The organism is Streptomyces sp. NPDC055099 (assembly GCF_053607685.1).
This window is the reverse complement of sequence record NZ_JBSGUA010000002.1, coordinates 588,144-608,158: the sequence shown is the minus strand read 5'-3', so window position 1 is coordinate 608,158 and position 20,015 is coordinate 588,144. Positions and strand designations below refer to the sequence as shown.

The window sequence follows — 20,015 nt, the reverse complement described above, 5'->3', positions numbered from 1 at the left end:
CCCGAATGCCTCCCGCCCGAGTTCCTCCCGGCCCCGGCGCGGACGGCTTCGCGGGATCGGTCAGTGGTGCGCCCGCCACTGTGTGACCGTCATCGTGGTGTGGCTCGCCGCGCTGGTCGGGCTGCAGGTCCTCAACCACGCCTACGGCGGTGCGTACTCCGACGACTTCTCCCTGCCCGGCACCGCCTCGCAGAAAGGCCTCGACGTACTCAAGGCACACGAACCCGCGGCCGGCGGCTACAGCGCCCAGGTCGTCCTGCACGACGCGGCCAAGCCCCTCAGCGACCAGAGCGACCAGGTCAGCTCGGCGGTCAGCAGTCTGCAGAAACTTCCCCACGTGCTGTCCGCGCAGAGCCCGCTGCCCGCACAGCAGCAGCCCGCCGGGACGCCGAACCTGGGACCGCTGTCCTCCGACGGCAAGACGGGCTACATCACCGTCCGCTTCGACGTACAGCCCTCCACCCTCGGTGCCGACTATCTCAACGGCGTCGACAAGGCGGTGCAGCCGCTGCGTTCCGCCGGTGTGGAGGTGGAGTACGGAGGCCCGCTGGGCGAGCTCGCCCGCCCCGAGGCGGACGACCGCACGAGCGAGGCCATCGGTTTCGGCGTGGCGATCGTGGTCCTCCTCATCGGATTCGGCAGCGTGCTCGCCGCACTGCTGCCCCTGGTGACGGCGCTGGTCAGCGTGGTGTGCGGCCTTGCCTGCCTGGGCCTGCTCGCGGCCGCCTTCACCTTCGCCACCGTGTCACCGACGCTGGCCACGATGATCGGTCTCGGCGTCGGGATCGACTACGCCCTCTTCCTGGTCACCCGCCACCGGCAGAATCTCCTCACCAAGGACCCCGTCACGGCGGCGGGGCACGCGACGGCGACCAGCGGCCGGGCGGTCCTGGTCTCCGGATGCACGGTGATCATCGCCCTGTCCGGGCTGTGGGTCTCCGGGATCTCGTTCATCGGCAAGCTGGGCCTGGCCGCCGCGGTCACCGTCGTCACGGCGGTGCTCGGGGCGCTGACCCTGGTGCCCGCCCTCCTCGGCCTGATCGGGCGCCGCATCGACACGCTGCGGGTGCGGACCCCGATCGCCGAGACGAGCACCGGCCCGGGGACCAAGGATCAGGGCGGCTGGCATCGCTACGCGCAGCGCGTGGAGCGGCGGCCCTGGTGGTTCCTCGTCGGCGGCGCCGTCGTGCTCGCCGTCCTGTCCGTCCCGGTCTTCTCCATCCAGCTCGGGCACATCGGCGACGGGGCCGACCCGAAGTCCTTCACCGACCGGCGCGCCTTCGACCTGATGTCCTCCGCCTTCGGCCCCGGCTCGAACGGCCCGATGACCCTCGTCATCGACCAGAGCGACGTACCCCAGTCGGACAGGGCGGCACTGAAGAGCCAGGCGCAGAAGGCCCTCACCGATGTGCCGGACGCGGCCGCCATCACGCCGCTCACGGCCACGTCGGACGGCGACGTCCTGATCTCCACGGCCTACTCCGTGGCCGCCCCGCAGGACGAGCGGACCACCGACCTGCACAAGAACCTCAGCGACGACGTGCTCCCGCACGCGGTCTCCGGGACGAAGGCGAGCACGTACGTCACGGGGACGACCGCCGCGCAGGCCGACTTCCTGGAGATCGTCTCCAAGAAGCTGCCGCTGATCATCGCGGTGGTGGTGGCGCTCGCCTTCCTCGTCATCCTCGTCGTGTTCCGCGGCCTGCTCGTCGCGGTCAAGGCCGCGGTGCTCAACGTCCTGTCGATCGCCGCGTCGTACGGGGTCGTGGTGGCCGTCTTCCAGTGGGGCTGGGGCGGACCGGCGCTCGGGGTGTCGGGCAAGGTCCCGATCGAGAGCTACGTACCGATGATGATGTTCGCGATCGTCTTCGGTCTGAGCATGGACTACGAGATCTTCCTGCTGTCCCGGGTCCACGAGGCGTGGCAGCGCACCCGGGACGCCAGGGCGAGTGTCGCCCACGCCCTGGAGATCACCGCACGGGTCATCACCTGTGCCGCCCTGATCATGGTGAGCGTCTTCGCCGCGTTCATCATCAGCGACAACATCGTGGTGAAGATGCTGGGGCTCGGCCTCGCGGCCAGCGTGCTCATCGACGCCACCGTGGTCCGTCTGCTGCTGGTGCCCGCGGTGATGACACTCCTGGGCAAATCCGCCTGGTGGGCGCCGCGTTGGCTGGACCGGCTGCTCCCGCACATCGATGCCGAGGGCGAGAGCCAGGCCGTACCACCGGTCGGCAAGCGTGACTGAGGCGAGCGCTCACGCCCTCGTGGAGGGCCGGCCGTCCATGTGGCGCTCACCGTAGGGCCGGAAGAGCCCCTCCTGGACGACGGAGACCAGCAGCCTGCCCTCGAGGTCGTAGATGCGGCCGCGTGCCAGACCGCGGCCGCCCGTCGCGATCGGCGACTCCTGGTCGTACAGGAACCATTCGTCCGCGCGGAAGGGACGGTGGAACCACATGGCGTGGTCCAGCGAGGCCATGTCGAAGCCGCGCGGACCCCACAGGGGTTCCACCGGGATGCGGACGGCGTCCAGGAGCGTCATGTCGCTCGCGTACGTCAGCGCGCAGGTGTGGACGAGGGGGTCGTCGCCGAGCGGGCCGACCGCGCGCATCCAGACCGCGCTGCGCGGCTCTGCGTCCTTGATCTCCTCGGCGGTCCAGCGCAGCCGGTCCACGTAACGGATGTCGAAGGGCTGGCGCCTGGCCATGCGCTCCAGTTGCTCGGGGAGCTCGCCCAGATGCTCGGTGATCTCCTCGACGACCGTCGGCAGCGACTCGGGGTCGGGAGCCGTGATGCGCGGCGGCAGCTGGTGCTCGAAGGCTCCTTCCTCGGGCTGGTGGAAGGAGGCCGTGAGGTTGAAGATGGTGCGCCCCTGCTGGACCGCGGTCACCCGGCGCGTGGTGAAGGAGCGCCCGTCCCGCACCCGCTCGACCTGGTACACGATCGGTACGCCGGGACGGCCGGGCCGCAGGAAGTAGGCGTGCAGCGAGTGCACCGGGCGCTCGCCCTCGGTGGTGCGCCCCGCGGCCACCAGGGCCTGCCCGGCGACCTGCCCGCCGAAGACCCGCTGCAGGGACTCCTGCGGGCTGCGGCCACGGAAGATGTTGACCTCGATCTGCTCCAGGTCCAGCACGTCGACAAGACGGTCGGCGGGGTTGTTCATGGCGGTTCCTCGACTCCTGTCCGGGGGAAGCTCGGGGCGGTCAGCGGTCAGCGGTCAGCGGTCAGCGGTCAGAGCTGGCCGACGTCCGTGACGCGGACGACGGCGCGGCCCTCCTCGTCGGAGGCCGCGAGATCGACCTCCGCGCTGATGCCCCAGTCATGGTCGCCGTTCGGGTCGGCGAACGTCTGCCGGACGCGCCACAGACCGTGCTCCGGGTCTTCCTCGATGAGCAGCAGCTTGGGGCCGCGCGCGTCGGGACCGGTGCCGAGGTCCTCGTACTCGTCCCAGTACTTGTCCATGGCCGCGCCCCAGGCGTCCGCGTCCCAGCCGGAATCGGCGTCCAGCTCGCCCAGCTCCTCGACGTGGTCGAGCGCGGCGAGCTCGACGCGGCGGAAGAGCGCGTTGCGGACCAGGACGCGGAAGGCGCGGGCGTTGGCGGTGACCGGCTTGACCTGGTCGGCGCGCTCCTGGGCCTCCTCGGCGGTCATCACCTCGGGGTTGGCCAGCTGCTCCCACTCGTCGAGGAGGCTTGAGTCGACCTGACGGACCATCTCGCCGAGCCAGGCGATGAGGTCCTCCAGGTCCTCGGACTTCAAATCGTCCGGGATGGTGTGCTCAAGCGCCTTGTACGCGCTCGCGAGATAGCGAAGGACGATCCCCTCGGTGCGGGCGAGCTCGTAGAAGGACGTGAACTCCGTGAAGGACAGCGCCCGTTCGTACATGTCGCGGATCACGGACTTGGGCGAGAGCGGGTGGTCGCCGACCCACGGGTGGCTCGTCTTGTAGGTGTTGTACGCGTGGAAGAGCAGCTCCTCCAGGGGCTTGGGGTAGGTGACGTCCTGGAGCCGCTCCATGCGGTCCTCGTACTCGACGCCGTCCGCCTTCATCAGCGCGACGGCCTCGCCGCGCGCCTTGTTCTGCTGGGCGGCGAGGATCTGGCGCGGGTCGTCCAGGGTGGACTCGACGACGGACACCATGTCCAGGGCGTACGAGGGGGACTCCTGGTCGAGCAGGTCGAAGGCGGCCAGGGCGAACGTCGACAGGGGCTGGTTGAGCGCGAAGTCCTGCTGCAGGTCGACCGTCAGACGCACGATGCGGCCCGAGGCGTCCGGCTCGTCGAGCTTCTCGACCACACCGCCGTCGAGCAGCGATCGGTAGATGGCGATGGCGCGGCGGATGTGCCGCAGCTGCTGCTTGCGCGGCTCGTGGTTGTCCTCAAGGAGGTGACGCATCGCTTCGAAGGCGTTGCCCGGGCGGGCGATCACCGCCAGGAGCATGGTGTGCGTGACGCGGAAGCGGGAGGTCAGCGGCTCGGGCTCGGAGGCGATGAGCTTCTCGAAGCCGGACTCGGTCCATCCCACGAAGCCCTCGGGGGCCTTCTTGCGCACCACCTTGCGGCGCTTCTTCGGGTCGTCGCCCGCCTTGTTCAGCGCCTTCTCGTTCTCGATGACGTGCTCGGGCGCCTGCGCCACGACCAGGCCCGCCGTGTCGAAGCCCGCGCGTCCCGCGCGGCCCGCGATCTGGTGGAACTCCCGGGCGCGCAGGGTACGTACGCGCGTGCCGTCGTACTTGGTGAGGGCGGTGAAGAGGACCGTGCGGATCGGGACGTTCACGCCGACGCCCAGCGTGTCCGTGCCGCAGATGACCTTCAGGAGGCCGGCCTGCGCCAGCTTCTCGACGAGGCGCCGGTACTTGGGCAGCATGCCCGCGTGGTGCACGCCGATGCCGTGGCGCACGTACCGCGAGAGGTTGCGGCCGAACTTGGTGGTGAAGCGGAAGTTGCCGATCAGCTCGGCGATCTTGTCCTTCTCCTCGCGGGTGCACATGTTGATGCTCATCAGCGACTGCGCGCGCTCGACGGCCTGTGCCTGCGTGAAGTGCACGATGTAGACCGGCGCCTGCTTGGTCTCCAGGAGCTCGGTGAGCGTCTCGGTGATGGGCGTCAGGCGGTACTCGTACGACAGGGGGACCGGGCGGGTCGCGGAGCGGACCACGGAGGTGGGGCGTCCCGTACGGCGCGTCAGGTCCTTCTCGAACATCGAGACGTCGCCGAGCGTGGCGGACATGAGGATGAACTGGGCCTGCGGCAGCTCCAGGATCGGGATCTGCCAGGCCCAGCCGCGGTCGCCCTCGGCGTAGAAGTGGAACTCGTCCATCACGACCTGGCCGATGTCGGCGTGCTTGCCGTCCCGCAGCGCGATCGACGCGAGGACCTCGGCCGTGCAGCAGATGACCGGCGCGTCGGAGTTCACGGACGCGTCACCGGTCAGCATGCCGACGTTCTCGGTGCCGAAGAGCTTGCACAGGTCGAAGAACTTCTCCGACACCAGCGCCTTGATCGGAGCCGTGTAGAAGGTGACCTTGTCCTGGGCCAGTGCCGTGAAGTGCGCGCCCGCCGCGACCAGGCTCTTTCCGGAGCCGGTGGGCGTGGACAGGATCACGTTGGCTCCGGAGACCACCTCGATCAGCGCCTCCTCCTGAGCCGGATAGAGAGTGATCCCCGTTTCCTCGGCCCACGAGGAGAAGGCTTCGAAGAGGGCATCGGGGTCGGCATCCGGCGGCAGCTGATCAATAAGGGTCACACCCCCATCTTGCCTTCCTTCTGTCCCGATCCGGGAACCGGCGGTCTGTCTGAAGATCACGAACGCTACGCTGTGTGGCCAACGGGGCGTCAGCACAACAGAAATGGGGCGGGCAACAGCCATGATGGGTCCGGCACACTCACTGTCGGGGGCCGCGGCCTGGCTCGGCGTCGGAGCGGCAGCGGCGGCCGCGGGGCACACGATGCCCTGGCCGGTCCTCCTCGTAGGTGCCCTGATCTGCGCCGGGGCCGCGCTCGCACCCGACCTGGACCACAAGTCGGCGACCATCTCGCGAGCTTTTGGACCCGTCTCCCGAGGCCTGTGCGAGATCGTCGACAAGCTGTCGGCCGCCGTCTACAAGGCGACCCGCAAGCAGGGCGACCCGCGCCGCGCCGGCGGGCACCGCACCCTCACGCACACCTGGCTGTGGGCCGTCCTCATCGGGGCGGGCGCCTCCGCCCTCGCCATCTTCGGCGGCCGCTGGGCGGTCCTCGCGCTGCTCTTCGTCCACATGGTGCTCGCCATCGAGGGCCTGCTGTGGCGGGCCGCGCGCGGGTCGAGCAGCGATGTGCTGGTGTGGCTGCTCGCCGCGACGAGCGCCTGGATCCTGGCCGGAGTCCTGGACAAGCCCGGCAACGGCGCGGACTGGCTGTTCACCGCGCCGGGCCAGGAGTACCTGTGGCTGGGTCTTCCGATCGTGCTCGGCGCCCTGGTGCACGACATCGGGGACGCGCTCACGGTCTCCGGCTGCCCGATCCTGTGGCCCATCCCCATCGGCCGCAAGCGCTGGTACCCCATCGGGCCGCCGAAGCTGATGCGGTTCCGGGCGGGCAGCTGGGTCGAGCTGAAGGTCCTGATGCCGGCCTTCATGCTGCTCGGGGGAGTGGGCGGGGCGGCGGCTCTCAACTACATCTGAGGGCGGATTCTCATCCGGGCGCTCCCCGGCGATGAGTTCCGGCGGCAAGCGTGGTCTATACGGTCATGACGACAACGCACACGCTCAAGACACCCGGCGCCGAGCTCACCTACGACGTGCACGGCCCCGTGCCGACGGCGGACGGGCGCCCCCCGCTGTTCATGATCGGCCAGCCCATGACCGCCGACGGTTTCGCGGCCCTGGCGGCCCGCTTGCCCGATCGCACCGTGGTCACCTACGACCCGCGCGGCCTCGGCCGCAGCAGCCGCAGCGACGGCAGGGACGATCACGACCCCGAGGTCCAGGCCGGTGACGTACACGCCCTGATCCACACGCTGGGAGCCGGGCCCGTCGAGCTGTTCGGCAGCAGCGGCGGTGCCGCGGTCGGGCTGGCACTGGTGACGGCGTATCCCGACGACGTGATCACCCTGGTCGCGCACGAGCCGCCGCTGCTCTCCGTGCTCCCCGACGCCCGAGCCGCCGAGCGGGCGCGGGGCGGTGTGCGGGAGGCGTACGACAAGAGCGGCTGGGGCGCGGGTATGGCGGCCTTCATCGCGATGACGTCGTGGCAGGGCGAATTCACCGACGCCTACTTCGCGCAGCCCGCCCCCGATCCTGCCGCCTTCGGCCTGCCGACACAGGACGACGGCTCGCGCGACGACCCGCTGCTCTCCGACCGGTCCTGGGCGGTCAGCGGCCTTCGGCTCGACGTCGGTGCCCTCGCCGCGGCACCTACGCGGATCGTGCTCGCGGTGGGGGAGGAGTCGGAGGGCGTGTTCACCTGGCGTACCTCGGAGGCGGCGGCCGCGCTGCTGGGACAGCGGCCGGTCGTGTTCCCCAGCCACCACGGCGGCTTCACGGACGCCAGTTCCGGATACCCGGGCAAGCCGGACGAGTTCGCGCTCAGGCTGCGCGAGGTGCTGGACAACGGGCCTGACTCCGCGGGCAGCCAAGCGTAGGGGCGGTCCGGTCCCCGGTGTCCTGGTCGGCGGGACGGAGCGCGAAGGAACGCTTCGTCCCGCCGGTACTTCGTCCCGCCGAAGCGGGGCTCCCCCTACCCGTGCCAGGACCGCCACAGTGCGGCGTACGCGCCGCCCGCGCCCACCAGCTCGTCATGGCTGCCCAGCTCGCTGATCCGGCCGTTCTCGACCACCGCGATGACGTCCGCGTCGTGTGCGGTGTGCAGCCGGTGGGCGATGGCGACGACCGTACGGCCGTCCAGGACGCGCGCGAGGGAACGTTCCAGGTGGCGTGCCGCGCGCGGGTCGAGGAGCGAGGTCGCCTCGTCGAGGACCAGGGTGTGCGGGTCGGCGAGGACCAGGCGGGCCAGTGCGATCTGCTGGGCCTGCGCCGGGGTGAGGGCGAAGCCGCCCGAGCCCACCTCGGTGTCCAGGCCCTCGCTCAGGGCCCGCGCCCAGGTGTCCGCGTCGACCGCGCCAAGGGCCGCCCACAGTTCGGCGTCCCGCGCCCCGGTCCTCGCGAGCAACAGGTTGTCGCGCAGGGAACCCACGAAGACGTGGTGCTCCTGGTTGACCAGCGCGACGTGGGAGCGCACGTCCTCGGCGGGCATGGCCGACAACTCCGCGCCGCCCAGCGTGACATGACCGTCCCGCGGTGCGTAGATCCCGGCGAGCAGCCTGCCCAGCGTGGACTTGCCCGCGCCGGACGGGCCCACCAGGGCGACCCGCGAGCCCGGCTCGACGGCGAGGGAGACCTCCCGCAGGACGTCGACGCCCGCGCGGTAGCCGAAGTGCACGTCGTCCGCGAGCACATCGCGTCCCTCGGGGGTGACGGAGCCGTCGCCCGCATCCGGTTCGATGTCCCGTACGCCGACCAGGCGGGCAAGTGACACCTGAGCAACCTGCAGCTCGTCGTACCACCTGAGGATGATCCCCAGCGGATCGACGAGCATCTGCGCGATCAGTGCGCCCGTGGCCAGCTGGCCGACACCGATCCAGCCCTGCAGGACGAACACTCCGCCGATCATCAGGACCGAGCAGAGCACGAGGGTGTGGGTGAACGTGATGACTGGGAAGAGGACGGAACGCAGGTAGAGCGTGTGCCGTTCCCACGCGGTCCACTCACGGATACGACGCTCCGACAGGTCCACGCGGCGCTTCCCGAGCCGGTGCGCCTCCACCGTCCGCCCCGCGTCGATGGTCTCGGCAAGAGCGGCGGCGACCGCGGCGTACCCGGCGGCCTCCGAACGGTAGGCGGAGGGCGCCCGCTTGAAGTACCAGCGGCAGCCGACCACGAGCAGCGGCACCGCGACGAGGATGGCGGGGGCCAGCGGCGGCGCGGTCACGGCGAGTCCGCCGATGAGCAGCGCGGCCCACACCACGCCGATCGCGAGCTGAGGCACCGCTTCCCGCATGGCGTTCGCGAGCCGGTCGACGTCCGTGGTGATCCGTGAAAGGAGGTCGCCTGTCCCGGCCCGCTCCAGCACACCCGGCGGGAGCCCGACCGACCGCACGAGGAAGTCCTCGCGTAGATCGGCCAGCATCCGCTCACCGAGCATCGCCCCGCGCAGCCGCACCTGATGGACGAAGAGGGCCTGCACGACGAGAGCGACGGCGAAGAGGCCGATGGTGCGGCCCAGATGGAGGTCGCGAGCGCCGTCCGCGACGTTCTCGACCAGATCGCCCAGCAAGTACGGACCGGCCATCGAGGCGATCACGGCGCAGGTGTTGACCGTGATGAGCAGGGCGAAGGCCCGGCGGTGCCGCTTGACCAGCTCGCGTACGTAGGCCACTACCGTCGCGGGCGCGCCCACGGGCAGGGTGTCCGCGGTGGTCGGGGCCGCCGGGTCGTACTCCGGTGGCGCCAGGCCGATCATGCCGTCTCCTCGATGTCGATGTCGATGTCGGTCCCCATGTCGGTCCCGATGCCGGTCTGCGCTTTCGGCGCCTGTTCCTCGTCCGTCTCGCGTGTGACGACCGCCCGGTAGCGCGGCTCGGTGTGCACCAGTTCGCGGTGCAAGCCCACCGCCGCGACCTCACCCTCGTGCAGGAAGACGACCCGCTCGGCCCGGTCGAGGAGGAGCGGCGACGAGGTGAGGACCACGGTCGTCCGTCCCTTGCGCAGGCCCTTGACGCCGTCGGCGACCCGCGCCTCGGTGTGCGAGTCGACGGCGGACGTCGGCTCGTCGAGCACGAGGACGCCGGGGTCGGTGACCAGCGAGCGGGCCAGTGCGAGCCGCTGCCGCTGGCCGCCCGACAGGGAGCGCCCGCGCTCGGTGACATGGGCGTCGAGCGGGGCCTCGTCCACCGATGCCTGCGCCAGGGCGTCCAGGACGTCCGCGCACTGCGCGGCCTCCAGGGCCTCGTCGGCGCTCACCGCTCCCGACGCCGGTACGTCGAGGAGTCCGCGGAGCGTGCCGGAGAGCAGCACCGGGTCCTTGTCCTGTACGAGGACGGCGGTTCGGGCGGTGGCCAGCGGAACCTCGTCGAGCGGTACCCCGCCGAGCCGTACGGACGGCAGCTTCTCGGCGTCGTCGAACGCGGCGTGTCCGCCCAGGCGTTCGGCGAGCCGTCCCGCCTCGTCCGGATCCCCGCACACGACGGCGGTGAGACGTCCCGAAGGCGCGAGGAGCCCGGTCGCGGGGTCGTACAGATCACCCGTGGGCGTCATGGCGTCGCCACGCGGTTCGTCATGCGCGTCGTCACGCGGTTGGTATGGGGCTTCGTCACCGGCCTGCGTGGTGCGTTGCAGGGAGAGCACTCGGGCGGCGCGCTTGGCCGAGGGGCGCGAGAAGCTGTAGGCCATCGCGATCTCCTCGAAGTGCCGCAAGGGGTAGGTCAGCAGTGTGACCGTGCTGTAGACGGTGACCAGCTCGCCGATGGTGATGCGGCCCTCGCGGGCCAGGTTCACGCCGTGCCAGACGACCACGATCAGGAGCAGCCCCGGCAGCAGCACCTGGACGGCCGAGATCGCCGCCCACATGCGGGCGCTGCGCACGGCCGCCGTACGCACTTCCTGCGAGGCGTGGCGGTAGCGGTCGAGGAAGAGTTCCTCGCCGCCGATGCCGCGCAGCACCCGCAGGCCCGCCACGGTGTCCGATGCCAGTTCGGTCGCGCGCCCGGCCTTCTCCCGCTGGTGGTCGGCCCGCCGGGTGGCGCGCGGCAGCAGCGGGAGCACGGCGAGCGCGAGCACCGGGACCCCCACCGCGACGACGACACCGAGAGCGGGCTGGTACACGACCAGGCCCACGCAGACGAGGACGACCGTCAGCGCGGCCGCCGCGAAGCGTGAGGCCGCCTCCACGAACCACCCGATCTTCTCCACGTCGCCGGTGGACACGGCGACCACCTCACCGGCGGCGACGCGCCGCGTGAGCGCCGAGCCGAGCTGGGCGGTCTTGCGGGCAAGGAGCTGCTGGACCCGGGCGGCCGCGGTGATCCAGTTGGTGACCGCGGTGCGGTGCAGCATGGTGTCGCCCAGCGCGATGGCCATGCCGCACAGCAGCATCACCGCGCCCGCGACGGCGAGGCGTTCCCCCGACCGGTCGACCACGGCCTGCACGGCGACGCCGACGAGGTAGGGGAGCACCGCGATGGAGCCGAAGTGCAGCAGGCCCCAGGCGAGGGACTTCAGCTGGCCGCCGAGCTGGTTCCGTCCGAGCCAGCGCAGGAAGTGGGGGCCCGAGCGGGCATCCGGCATGCCCGGGTCGGCGTACGGAAGATCGCGAATCTGCATGACGTGTGACGTCCCAGGGTCGGAGAGACGGAATCGTCGGTTCGGCGGAGCGTGCCGGCGTGAACGGACGGTGGCGAACGGGCGGGGAGCGGCTCCGCGAAGGGAGCGGCCGACATCGGGCGAAGGTAAGAGGCGTGGAGGTAACAGGCGCGGAGGTAACAGGCCGTGAAAGGTTCGCCTCGCACGGTCGCGCGAGGCAAACGATTTTCCGTCGGCGAGTAAAGATTCGGCCCCTTCTCGGTCGCGGCCAGGGCGCCGACGCGGCTCGCGTGAACCGAGTGCGACCATGGACGGATGCGTATAGCCGGTGCGGTGCGAGCGGCGGCCGCCGTCGCGGCCTGCGGTGTTCTTCTGACGTCCTGCGGCAGTTCGGACGGAGCGGGGCCCGGAGCCAGGGACGACCAGGGCGCGGGCCACGCGAAGAGAGCCGAGGCGTCGCCGACGACCGACCTCAAGCGCATCCCCGACGTGGGTGACCGCCTGCAGAGCAAGATCCCCGGGAACTCCCGGCAGGTCGTCGCGGTCTACGGCGAGGGCGTGGACTCGGCGAAGTCGACGGTCGTCCTGTACGAGAAGTCCGGCTCGACATGGGACAAGACCCGTAGCTGGGCCGCGCACAACGGCAAGAAGGGCTGGACGACCGACCACCGCGAGAACGACAAGCGCAGCCCGGTCGGCGTCTTCACGCTCACCGACGCGGGCGGCGTCCTCGCCGATCCCGGCGCCGGCCTCCCGTACACCCGCAGCGCGTCGATGCAGGCGCCCCGCTACTGGGCCAAGTCGCACTGGCACGACTTCGACTACGTCATCGCCATCGACTACAACCGCGCCAAGGGCACCCCGCCCACCGACCCGACGCGCCCCCAGGGCCAGTCCAAGGGCGGCAGCATCTGGCTGCACATGGACCACGGCAGCGGCACGTCGGGCTGCGTCAGCCTGTCGAAGGAGGGCATGCGGTACCTCCTGAAGAACCTTGACCCGAAGCAGCACCCGGTCGTGCTGATGGGCGACAAGGCGAACTTGAAGGCCTAGGGCTGGGCCAAGGCCCTTAAGGCCCTTCTGGCATCACCTTTCCCCGGGGCGGGAGCGACTACCCCGGAGCGGTCACGCGGCCCCGCATCCCGGAAGGCACTGTTCCGGTTCGACGACGCGGTGGGCCTCGTCCTGCCGACGGGGTACTCCTTCAACCTCGACGGTGCCTCGATCTATCTCTCCGTCGGCACGCTGTTCATCGCGCAGGCCGTGGGCGTGGACCTGAGCCTGGGCCAGCAGATCACGGTCGTCCTCGTCCTGATGCTGACCAGCAAGGGCATGGCGGGCGTGCCCGGTTCGGCGTTCCTCGCGCTGTCCGCGACCGCTTCCGCGCTCGGGGTCATCCCGGCCGGCGCCGTCGCCCTGCTGCTCGGCGTGGACCGCATCATGGACGCGATGCGCGTCGCCACGAACCTGCTCGGCAACTGCGTCGCCGTCTTTGTGGTCTCTCGCTGGGAAGGCGCACTGGACACGGCACGGGCGAAGAAGGTTCTGGGCGGTGAGATCGCCTTCGTGCCGGAACAGACGGAACAGGCGGAACAGATGGAGCGGGCGGAACACACGGAACAGACGGAGGGGACGCAGGAACCCGGCAGCGCCGATGTGCGCGCTGCCGGGCCCAAGCCCCTTACGCCTGCGGCTTCTCCGAGTCCACTCCCGGACGCGCCTTCTTCCACATCCCGCGAGTGAAGTCCGGGATGGCCTGCGGCGCGCCCTTCGCCTTGATCGAGAGATGGCTCAGGGGGACGGGCGACGTCCAGACCGCGGCGTCGTAGACGTCGAAGTCCGGCACGAGGCCGAGCTGCATGGTCTGCATCAGTCGGAAGATCATGATGTAGTCCATGCCGCCGTGCCCGCCCGGCGGGTTGGAGTGCTCCTTCCACAGCCAGTGGTCGAAGTCGTTCGCGTACTTGGCGAAGTCGCCCCACTGGTCGTTCGTGTGGTCCGGCTCGATGTAGATGCGCGCCGGGTAGTCCTCGAAGACGCCCTTCGTGCCGCCGAGGCTGTTGATCCGGGAGTAGGGGTGCGGGGTGCTGACGTCGTGCTCCAGGCGGATCACCCGGCCCTTCGCCGTCTGGACGAGACTGATGGTGCGGTCACTCTCGATGTACGTCTCCTTCCAGCTCGGGTCGCCCGCGGGCATGTGCTCCTTGCGGTACTCGGCGAGACCGAGGGCGGGCGTGCCGAAGCTGGAGATGTGCGTGACGCGGTCGCCGCGGTTGATGTCCATGTAGTTGGAGACCGGACCGAAGCCGTGGTTGGGGTAGAGGTCGCCGCGCAGCCGCGTGTGCCACAGGCGCCGCCAGGGGCCCTCGTAGTAGTCCGGGTCGAACATCAGTCCGCGCAGATCGTGGTTGTAGGCACCCGCACCGTGCAGCAGATCGCCGAACTTGCCCGCGTGGGCCATGCGCAGGACACGCATCTCGTTCTTGCCGTAGCAGCAGTTCTCCAACTGCATGCAGTGTCTGCGCGTGCGCTCGGAGAGGTCGACCAGTTCCCAGAGCTGGTCGAGCTGGAGGGCGACCGGACACTCCACGCCGACGTGCTTGCCGTTCAGCATCGCCGTCTTGGCCATGTCGAAGTGCCAGTCCCAGGGCGTCGCCACGTACACGAAGTCGACGTCACCGCGCTTGCACAGGTTCTCGAAGTCGTGATCCCCCTTGGTGTACGTCGCCGGGGCGGGCTGGCCCGCGTCGGTGACCTTCTTCGCCGCCGCTGCCGTCTTGTCCTTCACCGGGTCGCAGAGCGCGACGACCTTCACTCCCGGGATCGCCAGGAACAGGTCGATCATGCTGCCGCCGCGGTTGCCGAGCCCGACGATGCCGACCCGCACCGTGGAGCGCCGCTCGAACGGTACGCCGACCATGGTCTTGCCCTTGCGCGGCGGCGCGTCGGCGGCCGTGGCCGCGCCCGCGGGCGCGCCCTGCGGGGCGTCGGCGTGCGCCGTGCCGCCGGTGAGTGCGCCGAGTCCGAGCCCGGCTCCGGCGAGGCCGGCGGTGCGGAGCACGGCGCGGCGGGAGGCGCCGTCCGCGGAGTCTTCAGGGGTCGCGGACTCGTCGGGGTTCGGGGTGGCGTGCTCGTCGTGCATCGGACCTCCGTGGCTTGGATGCCTGCGCTGGAACGGATGCCACCCTGATGGCGGGAGGGGCGTGGCGCAAGGGACCGAAGTGGCCAGGGAGTTGGACTTATTTCATCGGCGTGTGGTGCTCACGGATACGGCGTGTGGTGCTCGCGGATCCGGCGTGTCGTGCTCACGGACGCGTGGCGCGCTCCAGCTCCAGGAGTACGGAGTAGTAGGAGCGGCCCGTGGCGTGGTCCATGCCCACCTCGCACATGCGGTTCGCCGAGAGGTGCGCGTCGAAGGGGCGGGCGGTGACCTCGGCCGCTTCCTTGCGGGTGGCCGACTCCGTCAGCTCCTTGTGCAGCATGCCGCGATCGCCCGCGAAGGCGCAGCAGCCCGCGTCGTCCGGGACGACCACCTCGTCCGCACAGGCCTCGGCGAGGGTGCGGAGCTGCGCCTCGTCGCCGAGATGGCTCATGGAGCAGGTGGGGTGCAGGACGGCGGAGCCGACCGTGCGGTGCACGGTCAAGTGCGGAAGTAGCTCGTCCGCGGCCCAGACTAGGGAGTCGACGACGGTCAGCTCCCGGTGCAACTCGCGGTTGTCGGCCGTGAGATAGGGCACCACCTCGTGCGCGATGCCGAGCGTGCAGGACGAGGCGTCCACCACCAGCGGCAGCCTGCCGCCCGCCGTCCAGGCCCAGGCCGCCTCGACGATGCGATTGGCCATCACCGCGTTGCCCTGGTCGTAGCCCTTGGAGTGCCAGATCGTGGCGCAGCACGTCCCCGCCACGTCGTCCGGAATCCAGACGGGCCTGCCCGCGCGCGCGGCGAGCGCGACCATCGCCTCCGGCAGGGAGCGGTCACCGGGGCTACCGAAGATGCGGTTGACGCACGCCGGGTAGTACACGGCGCTCGCGCCCCCGCGCGGCGTGCGCGGGAGTCTGCGGGCGGCCGCTCCCGGGATGTCCGGCAGCCATTCGGGGACCAGGTCGGGGCGGACGGCCTTGCGGGCGGCGCGCGTGACCGAGGTCAGGAGCCGGTCGCTGATCCGGTCGGCCGCGGCCACCGCGAGCCTCGCGGCAGCCTCGACCGCCTTGAAGTTCCTGGCGGCGACGGCGGCCGCCCTCTCCTCGCGTGGCGAGTGCCGTGCGTGCCGGAAGTCCTTCATCAGGGCTCCGGTGTCGATGCCCACCGGGCAGGCCAGCTTGCAGGTGGAGTCGCCGGCGCAGGTGTCCACGGCGTCGTATCCGTACGCCTCGACCAGGCCGTCCTCGACCGGGGAGCCGGGCGTCTGACGCATCATCTCGCGGCGCAGCACGATCCGCTGGCGCGGAGTGGTCGTCAAGTCCTCGCTGGGGCACGTCGGTTCGCAGAAGCCGCACTCGATGCAGGGGTCCGCGATCAGCTCCACCTTGGGGATGGTCTTCAGGCCGCGGAGGTGGGCCTTGGGGTCGCGGTCCAGGACGATGCGCGGCGCGAGCACGCAGTCCGGGTCGATGACCTGCTTGGTGCGCCACATCAACTCCGTGGCCTTCGGCCCCCATTCGAGCTCCAGGAACGGGGCGATGTTGCGTCCCGTAGCGTGCTCGGCCTTGAGCGAGCCGTCGAAGCGCTCGACGGTCAGCCGGCAGAACTCGTCCATGAACGCGGCATAGCGCTCCACGTCCGAGGGCAGGCCCGCGTCGAAGGCGAGCAGGAAGTGCAGGTTGCCGTGCGCGGCATGTCCGGCGACGGCGGCGTCGAAGCCGTGCCGTGTCTGGAGCTCGAGGAGGGCCCCGCAGGCGTCGGCGAGCCGCGACGGCGGCACCGCGAAGTCCTCGGTGATCAGTGTCGTCCCGGAGGGCCGAGAGCCGCCGACCGCTGTCACGAAGGCCTTACGGGCCTTCCAGTAACCGCCGATCGCCTTCGGGTCGCGGGTGAAGGTGTTGGTCACCGAGGCGACGGGCGCGACGAGTTCGAGTCCTTCGAGGACCTTGGCGGCCGCCGCTTCGTACGCCTCGCGGCCTGCCTCGTCCGGGGCGCGGAACTCCACCAGGAGCGCGGCAGTCGACTTCGGGAGCTGTGCCCAGTCGGCGGGCACTCCCGCGACGCTGGTCGAGGCGCGCAGGGTGTTGCCGTCCATCAGCTCGACAGCCAGTGCTCCCGCTTCGTTGAACAGGGGGACGGCCGTCGCGGCGGCCGGCAGCGAGGGGAAGAACAGCAGGGCCGTGGAGAGATGCCGGTCCAGCGGAAGCGTGTCGAAGACGACCTCCGAGATGAACCCGAAGGTGCCCTCGGAGCCGACCATCAGGCCGCGCAGGATCTCTACGGGGGTCGCACCGTCGAGGAAGGCGTCCAGGCGGTAGCCGTTCGTGTTCTTGATCTCGTACTTGGCGCGGATGCGGGCCGTGAGCTCCTGGTCCGCCTCGATCTCGCGCTTGATCTGCAACAAGCCCTCGCACAGGGCAGGTTCGGCGTGCGCGAGCTGCTCGTCGGCGTCCGGGTCCGCCGTGTCGACGACCGTTCCCGTCGGCAGGACGAAGGTGAGTGAGGCCACCGTGCGGTACGAGTTGCGGGTGGTGCCCGCCGTCATCCCTGAGGCGTTGTTCGCGACGACTCCGCCGATCGTGCAGGCAATGGCGCTCGCCGGGTCGGGGCCGAGCACACGGCCGTGCCGGGCGAGTGTGGCGTTGGCCCGCAGGATGGTCGTCCCGGGCCCGATGCGGGCCTGCTCGCCGTCGCCGATGACCTCGACGCCCGCCCAGTGCTTGCGCACGTCGACCAGGATGTCCTCGCCCTGGGCCTGGCCGTTCAGCGAGGTGCCCGCCGCGCGGAAGACGACCTCGCGGCTCCTGCCGTGCGCGTACGACAGGACGGCCGAGATGTCGTCGATGTCCTCGGCGACGACCACGACCTGCGGCACGAAGCGGTAAGGGCTCGCGTCCGAGGCGTACCGCACGAGGTCGGAGATCTTCGTCAGGACCTTGTCCTCGCCGAGCAGCGCGCACAGCTCCGAGCGCAGGGGCTCGGGGGTGCCCTTGGCCTGCCGGTCCGGCACCCGGTCGTGCGCCGGTGCCTCCGGGTGCGAGACGGGGCGCAGGGCTTCCGGCTTGGGCTCCAGGAACGGCATCGGCTCTCCTCGGCGGGGTCGGACGGTCGGACGGTCGTGCGGCGGCGGACGTCCGGCGGTGTCAGCGGCCCGGGGCGTCCCGTACGTCGAACAGCGCGTTCAGCAGGCCGCCGAGCTGCTTGCGCTGCTCGGCGTCCAGTGGAGCCAGGATGTCCTCCGCGGCGGCCAGGCGCGCGCCGCGCAGCTCGCCGAGTGCCTTGCGGCCCGCGTCCGTGAGCTCGATGCGGATCACCCGGCGGTTGGTCGGATCGGGGACGCGACGCACGAGATCACCGGCCTCCAGGCCGTCGACCAGGCTCGTCACGGCACGCGGGACCACTTCGAGGTGCTGGGCGAGGTCGGCCATGCGCGGCGGGGTGTCGTACTGCACGAGGGTGCGCAGCAGGCGCGACTGGGCCGGGGTGATGCCGATCGGCACCAGATGGCGCTTCTGGATGCGGTGCAGCCTGCGGGTCAGCCGCAGGAGCTGTTCGGCGAGGAGTCCGTCGGCGTCCGGGGTGTTCATGCGGGAACATTATCAGGACCTTGTGCATTGTGAGTATAGGTAACAGTGAGCTATGATCGCTCAGCCATCGTCGGCGGTGTCCCCGTCGGCGGCCGTCCCACCTCCCGTAGGAGCCCATGCCTCACGACGAACCCAAGTGGACACCGCAGCCCCTGGTCCCCGGCCAAGAGGAACAGCCGCGGCAGATCCGCCGCATCCTGCGCCTCTTCCGGCCCTACCGCGCCCGCCTCGCGATCGTCGGCCTGCTGGTCGCCGCCGCCTCCCTGGTCTCGGTCGCCACCCCCTTCCTGCTGAAGGAAATCCTCGACACCGCGATCCCGCAGGGACGGACCGGCCTGCTGAGCCTGCTCGCCCTCGGGATGATCCTCAGCGCCGTCGTCACCAGCGTCTTCGGCGTCCTGCAGACCCTGATCAGCACGACGGTCGGACAGCGCGTCATGCACGACCTGCGCACCGCTGTCTACGGCCGGCTGCAGAGCATGTCGCTCGCCTTCTTCACCAGGACCCGCACCGGAGAGGTCCAGTCCCGCATCGCCAGCGACATCGGCGGCATGCAGGCGACGGTCACCTCCACCGCCACCTCCCTGGTCTCGAACCTCACCAGCGTGATCGCCACCATCGTCGCGATGCTCGCCCTCGACTGGCGCCTGACCGTCGTCTCGCTGCTCCTGCTGCCGATCTTCGTGTGGATCAGCCGCAGGGTCGGCCGCGAACGCAAGAAGATCGCCACGCAGCGCCAGAAGCAGATGGCCGCGATGGCGGCGACGGTCACCGAGTCGCTCTCCGTCAGCGGCATCCTGCTCGGCCGCACGATGGGCCGCTCCGACTCGCTCACCAAGACCTTCGCCGACGAGTCCGACCGCCTCGTCGACCTGGAGGTCCGCTCGAACATGGCGGGGCGCTGGCGCATGGCCGTCATCTCGATCGTCATGGCCGCCATGCCCGCGGTCATCTACTGGACCGCGGGCCTGGCCTTCCAGATGGGCGGCCCCACGGTCTCGATCGGCACGCTCGTCGCCTTCGTCTCGCTCCAGCAGGGCCTGTTCCGGCCCACCGTGAGCCTGCTCTCCACCGGTGTGCAGATCCAGACCTCGCTCGCGCTCTTCCAGCGCATCTTCGAGTATCTGGACCTGCCGATCGACATCACCGAGCCCGAGCACCCGGTGCGCCTCGACAAGATCAAGGGCGAAGTCCGCTTCGAGGGCGTCGAGTTCCGTTACGACGGGGAGGACGGCCGCAGCCGCCCGATCCTCGACGGCATCGACATCACCGTCCCCGCCGGCGGCAGCCTGGCCGTCGTGGGCCCCACCGGTTCGGGAAAGTCGACCCTCAGCTACCTGGTGCCGCGGCTGTACGACGTGACGGGCGGCCGCGTCACGATCGACGGCGTCGACGTACGCGACCTGGACTTCGACACGCTGGCCCGCGCGGTCGGCGTCGTCTCCCAGGAGACGTATCTCTTCCATGCCTCGGTCGCCGAGAACCTGCGCTTCGCCAAGCCCGACGCCACGGACGAGGAACTGATCGCCGCCGCCAGGGCCGCCCAGATCCACGAGCACATAGCGTCTCTGCCCGACGGGTACGACACGGTCGTCGGCGAGCGTGGCCATCGCTTCTCCGGCGGCGAGAAGCAGCGCCTCGCCATCGCCCGTACGATCCTGCGCGATCCGCCCGTGCTCATCCTGGACGAGGCGACCAGCGCCCTGGACACGCACACCGAGCACGCCGTGCAGGACGCCATCGACGCGCTGTCCGCCGACCGGACGACGCTCACGATCGCCCACCGGCTCTCCACGGTCCGCGGTGCCGACCAGATCGTGGTCCTGGACGCGGGCCGGACCGCCGAGCGCGGTACGCACGAGGAGCTCCTGGAAAAGGACGGCCGATACGCCGCTCTGGTCCGCAGGGACGCCCAACTGGAACCAGCGACATGAAAATATGCTCGGTATGT

At 70.5% G+C, this 20,015-nt stretch carries 12 protein-coding genes and 1 pseudogene; 6 read left to right on the top strand and 7 right to left on the bottom strand.

The features are described from left to right. The first annotated feature begins 82 nt into the window (after nt 1-82). Nucleotides 83-2,248 (top strand): MMPL family transporter, encoded by a 2,166-nt coding sequence (locus tag ACWFRU_RS07165; RefSeq protein ID WP_453685096.1) that lies wholly within the window; start codon nt 83-85, stop codon nt 2,246-2,248. Nucleotides 2,249-2,257: 9 nt separating this feature from the next. On the opposite strand, the gene ACWFRU_RS07160 is transcribed toward ACWFRU_RS07165, so the two are convergent. Further along, the gene (locus ACWFRU_RS07160; RefSeq protein WP_453685095.1) at nt 2,258-3,163 is read right to left on the bottom strand and encodes an acyl-CoA thioesterase; all 906 of its coding nucleotides are present in this window, start codon (nt 3,161-3,163) and stop codon (nt 2,258-2,260) included. Nucleotides 3,164-3,231: 68 nt separating this feature from the next. Continuing rightward, nucleotides 3,232-5,868 (bottom strand): DEAD/DEAH box helicase, encoded by a 2,637-nt coding sequence (locus ACWFRU_RS07155; RefSeq protein WP_453685094.1) that lies wholly within the window; start codon nt 5,866-5,868, stop codon nt 3,232-3,234. On the opposite strand from ACWFRU_RS07155, the gene ACWFRU_RS07150 reads away from it, so the two are divergent. Together ACWFRU_RS07150 and ACWFRU_RS07145 are read left to right on the top strand one after the other, a co-directional pair. Further along, complete coding sequence (locus tag ACWFRU_RS07150; protein WP_453685093.1) at nt 5,867-6,661, top strand: metal-dependent hydrolase; 795 nt, start codon at nt 5,867-5,869, stop codon at nt 6,659-6,661. The genes ACWFRU_RS07155 and ACWFRU_RS07150 overlap by 2 nt on opposite strands. Nucleotides 6,662-6,726: 65 nt before the next feature. Further along, a complete protein-coding gene (locus ACWFRU_RS07145; RefSeq protein WP_453685092.1) occupies nt 6,727-7,620 on the top strand; it encodes an alpha/beta fold hydrolase in 894 nt (297 codons plus the stop codon). Nucleotides 7,621-7,715: 95 nt separating this feature from the next. On the opposite strand, the gene ACWFRU_RS07140 is transcribed toward ACWFRU_RS07145, so the two are convergent. Further along, complete coding sequence (locus ACWFRU_RS07140) at nt 7,716-9,497, bottom strand: ABC transporter ATP-binding protein (protein WP_453685091.1); 1,782 nt, start codon at nt 9,495-9,497, stop codon at nt 7,716-7,718. Continuing rightward, the gene (locus ACWFRU_RS07135; RefSeq protein WP_453685090.1) at nt 9,494-11,356 is read right to left on the bottom strand and encodes an ABC transporter transmembrane domain-containing protein; all 1,863 of its coding nucleotides are present in this window, start codon (nt 11,354-11,356) and stop codon (nt 9,494-9,496) included. The genes ACWFRU_RS07140 and ACWFRU_RS07135 overlap by 4 nt, the downstream gene beginning before the upstream one ends. A gap of 294 nt (nt 11,357-11,650) precedes the next feature. Here ACWFRU_RS07135 and ACWFRU_RS07130 point away from each other — a divergent pair, with 294 nt between their 5' ends. Both ACWFRU_RS07130 and ACWFRU_RS07125 read left to right on the top strand, forming a co-directional pair. After that, nucleotides 11,651-12,388, top strand: a complete 738-nt coding sequence (locus ACWFRU_RS07130) for a L,D-transpeptidase family protein (protein ID WP_453685089.1) — start codon at nt 11,651-11,653, stop codon at nt 12,386-12,388. Nucleotides 12,389-12,499: 111 nt separating this feature from the next. Continuing rightward, a pseudogene (locus ACWFRU_RS07125) lies at nt 12,500-13,078 on the top strand (cation:dicarboxylate symporter family transporter); the annotation flags it as partial. On the opposite strand, the gene ACWFRU_RS07120 reads toward ACWFRU_RS07125, so the two are convergent. From ACWFRU_RS07120 to ACWFRU_RS07110, 3 genes are all read right to left on the bottom strand, one after another. Continuing rightward, the gene (locus ACWFRU_RS07120; RefSeq protein WP_453685088.1) at nt 13,017-14,477 is read right to left on the bottom strand and encodes a Gfo/Idh/MocA family protein; all 1,461 of its coding nucleotides are present in this window, start codon (nt 14,475-14,477) and stop codon (nt 13,017-13,019) included. The pseudogene ACWFRU_RS07125 and the gene ACWFRU_RS07120 overlap by 62 nt on opposite strands. Before the next feature lie 163 nt (nt 14,478-14,640). After that, nucleotides 14,641-17,559, bottom strand: a complete 2,919-nt coding sequence (locus ACWFRU_RS07115; RefSeq protein WP_453685087.1) for an FAD-binding and (Fe-S)-binding domain-containing protein — start codon at nt 17,557-17,559, stop codon at nt 14,641-14,643. A 61-nt stretch (nt 17,560-17,620) separates the two neighbouring features. Continuing rightward, on the bottom strand, nt 17,621-18,064 hold the full coding sequence (locus tag ACWFRU_RS07110) for a MarR family winged helix-turn-helix transcriptional regulator (RefSeq protein WP_453685086.1): 444 nt from the start codon (nt 18,062-18,064) through the stop codon (nt 17,621-17,623). 116 nt (nt 18,065-18,180) lie between these two features. Between ACWFRU_RS07110 and ACWFRU_RS07105 the strand changes: the two genes are divergently transcribed. Next, the gene (locus tag ACWFRU_RS07105; protein ID WP_453685085.1) at nt 18,181-19,998 is read left to right on the top strand and encodes an ABC transporter ATP-binding protein; all 1,818 of its coding nucleotides are present in this window, start codon (nt 18,181-18,183) and stop codon (nt 19,996-19,998) included. Nucleotides 19,999-20,015: the final 17 nt, after the last annotated feature.

Coding starts and splice junctions, on each gene's coding strand:
- ACWFRU_RS07160 (WP_453685095.1), bottom strand. CDS start 3,163: ATGAACAACCCCGCCGACCGTCTTGTCGACGTGCTGGACCTGGAGCAG.
- ACWFRU_RS07150 (WP_453685093.1), top strand. CDS start 5,867: ATGATGGGTCCGGCACACTCACTGTCGGGGGCCGCGGCCTGGCTCGGC.
- ACWFRU_RS07155 (WP_453685094.1), bottom strand. CDS start 5,868: ATGGCTGTTGCCCGCCCCATTTCTGTTGTGCTGACGCCCCGTTGGCCA.
- ACWFRU_RS07145 (WP_453685092.1), top strand. CDS start 6,727: ATGACGACAACGCACACGCTCAAGACACCCGGCGCCGAGCTCACCTAC.
- ACWFRU_RS07140 (WP_453685091.1), bottom strand. CDS start 9,497: ATGATCGGCCTGGCGCCACCGGAGTACGACCCGGCGGCCCCGACCACC.
- ACWFRU_RS07135 (WP_453685090.1), bottom strand. CDS start 11,356: ATGCAGATTCGCGATCTTCCGTACGCCGACCCGGGCATGCCGGATGCC.
- ACWFRU_RS07130 (WP_453685089.1), top strand. CDS start 11,651: ATGCGTATAGCCGGTGCGGTGCGAGCGGCGGCCGCCGTCGCGGCCTGC.
- ACWFRU_RS07120 (WP_453685088.1), bottom strand. CDS start 14,477: ATGCACGACGAGCACGCCACCCCGAACCCCGACGAGTCCGCGACCCCT.
- ACWFRU_RS07115 (WP_453685087.1), bottom strand. CDS start 17,559: ATGCCGTTCCTGGAGCCCAAGCCGGAAGCCCTGCGCCCCGTCTCGCAC.
- ACWFRU_RS07110 (WP_453685086.1), bottom strand. CDS start 18,064: ATGAACACCCCGGACGCCGACGGACTCCTCGCCGAACAGCTCCTGCGG.
- ACWFRU_RS07105 (WP_453685085.1), top strand. CDS start 18,181: ATGCCTCACGACGAACCCAAGTGGACACCGCAGCCCCTGGTCCCCGGC.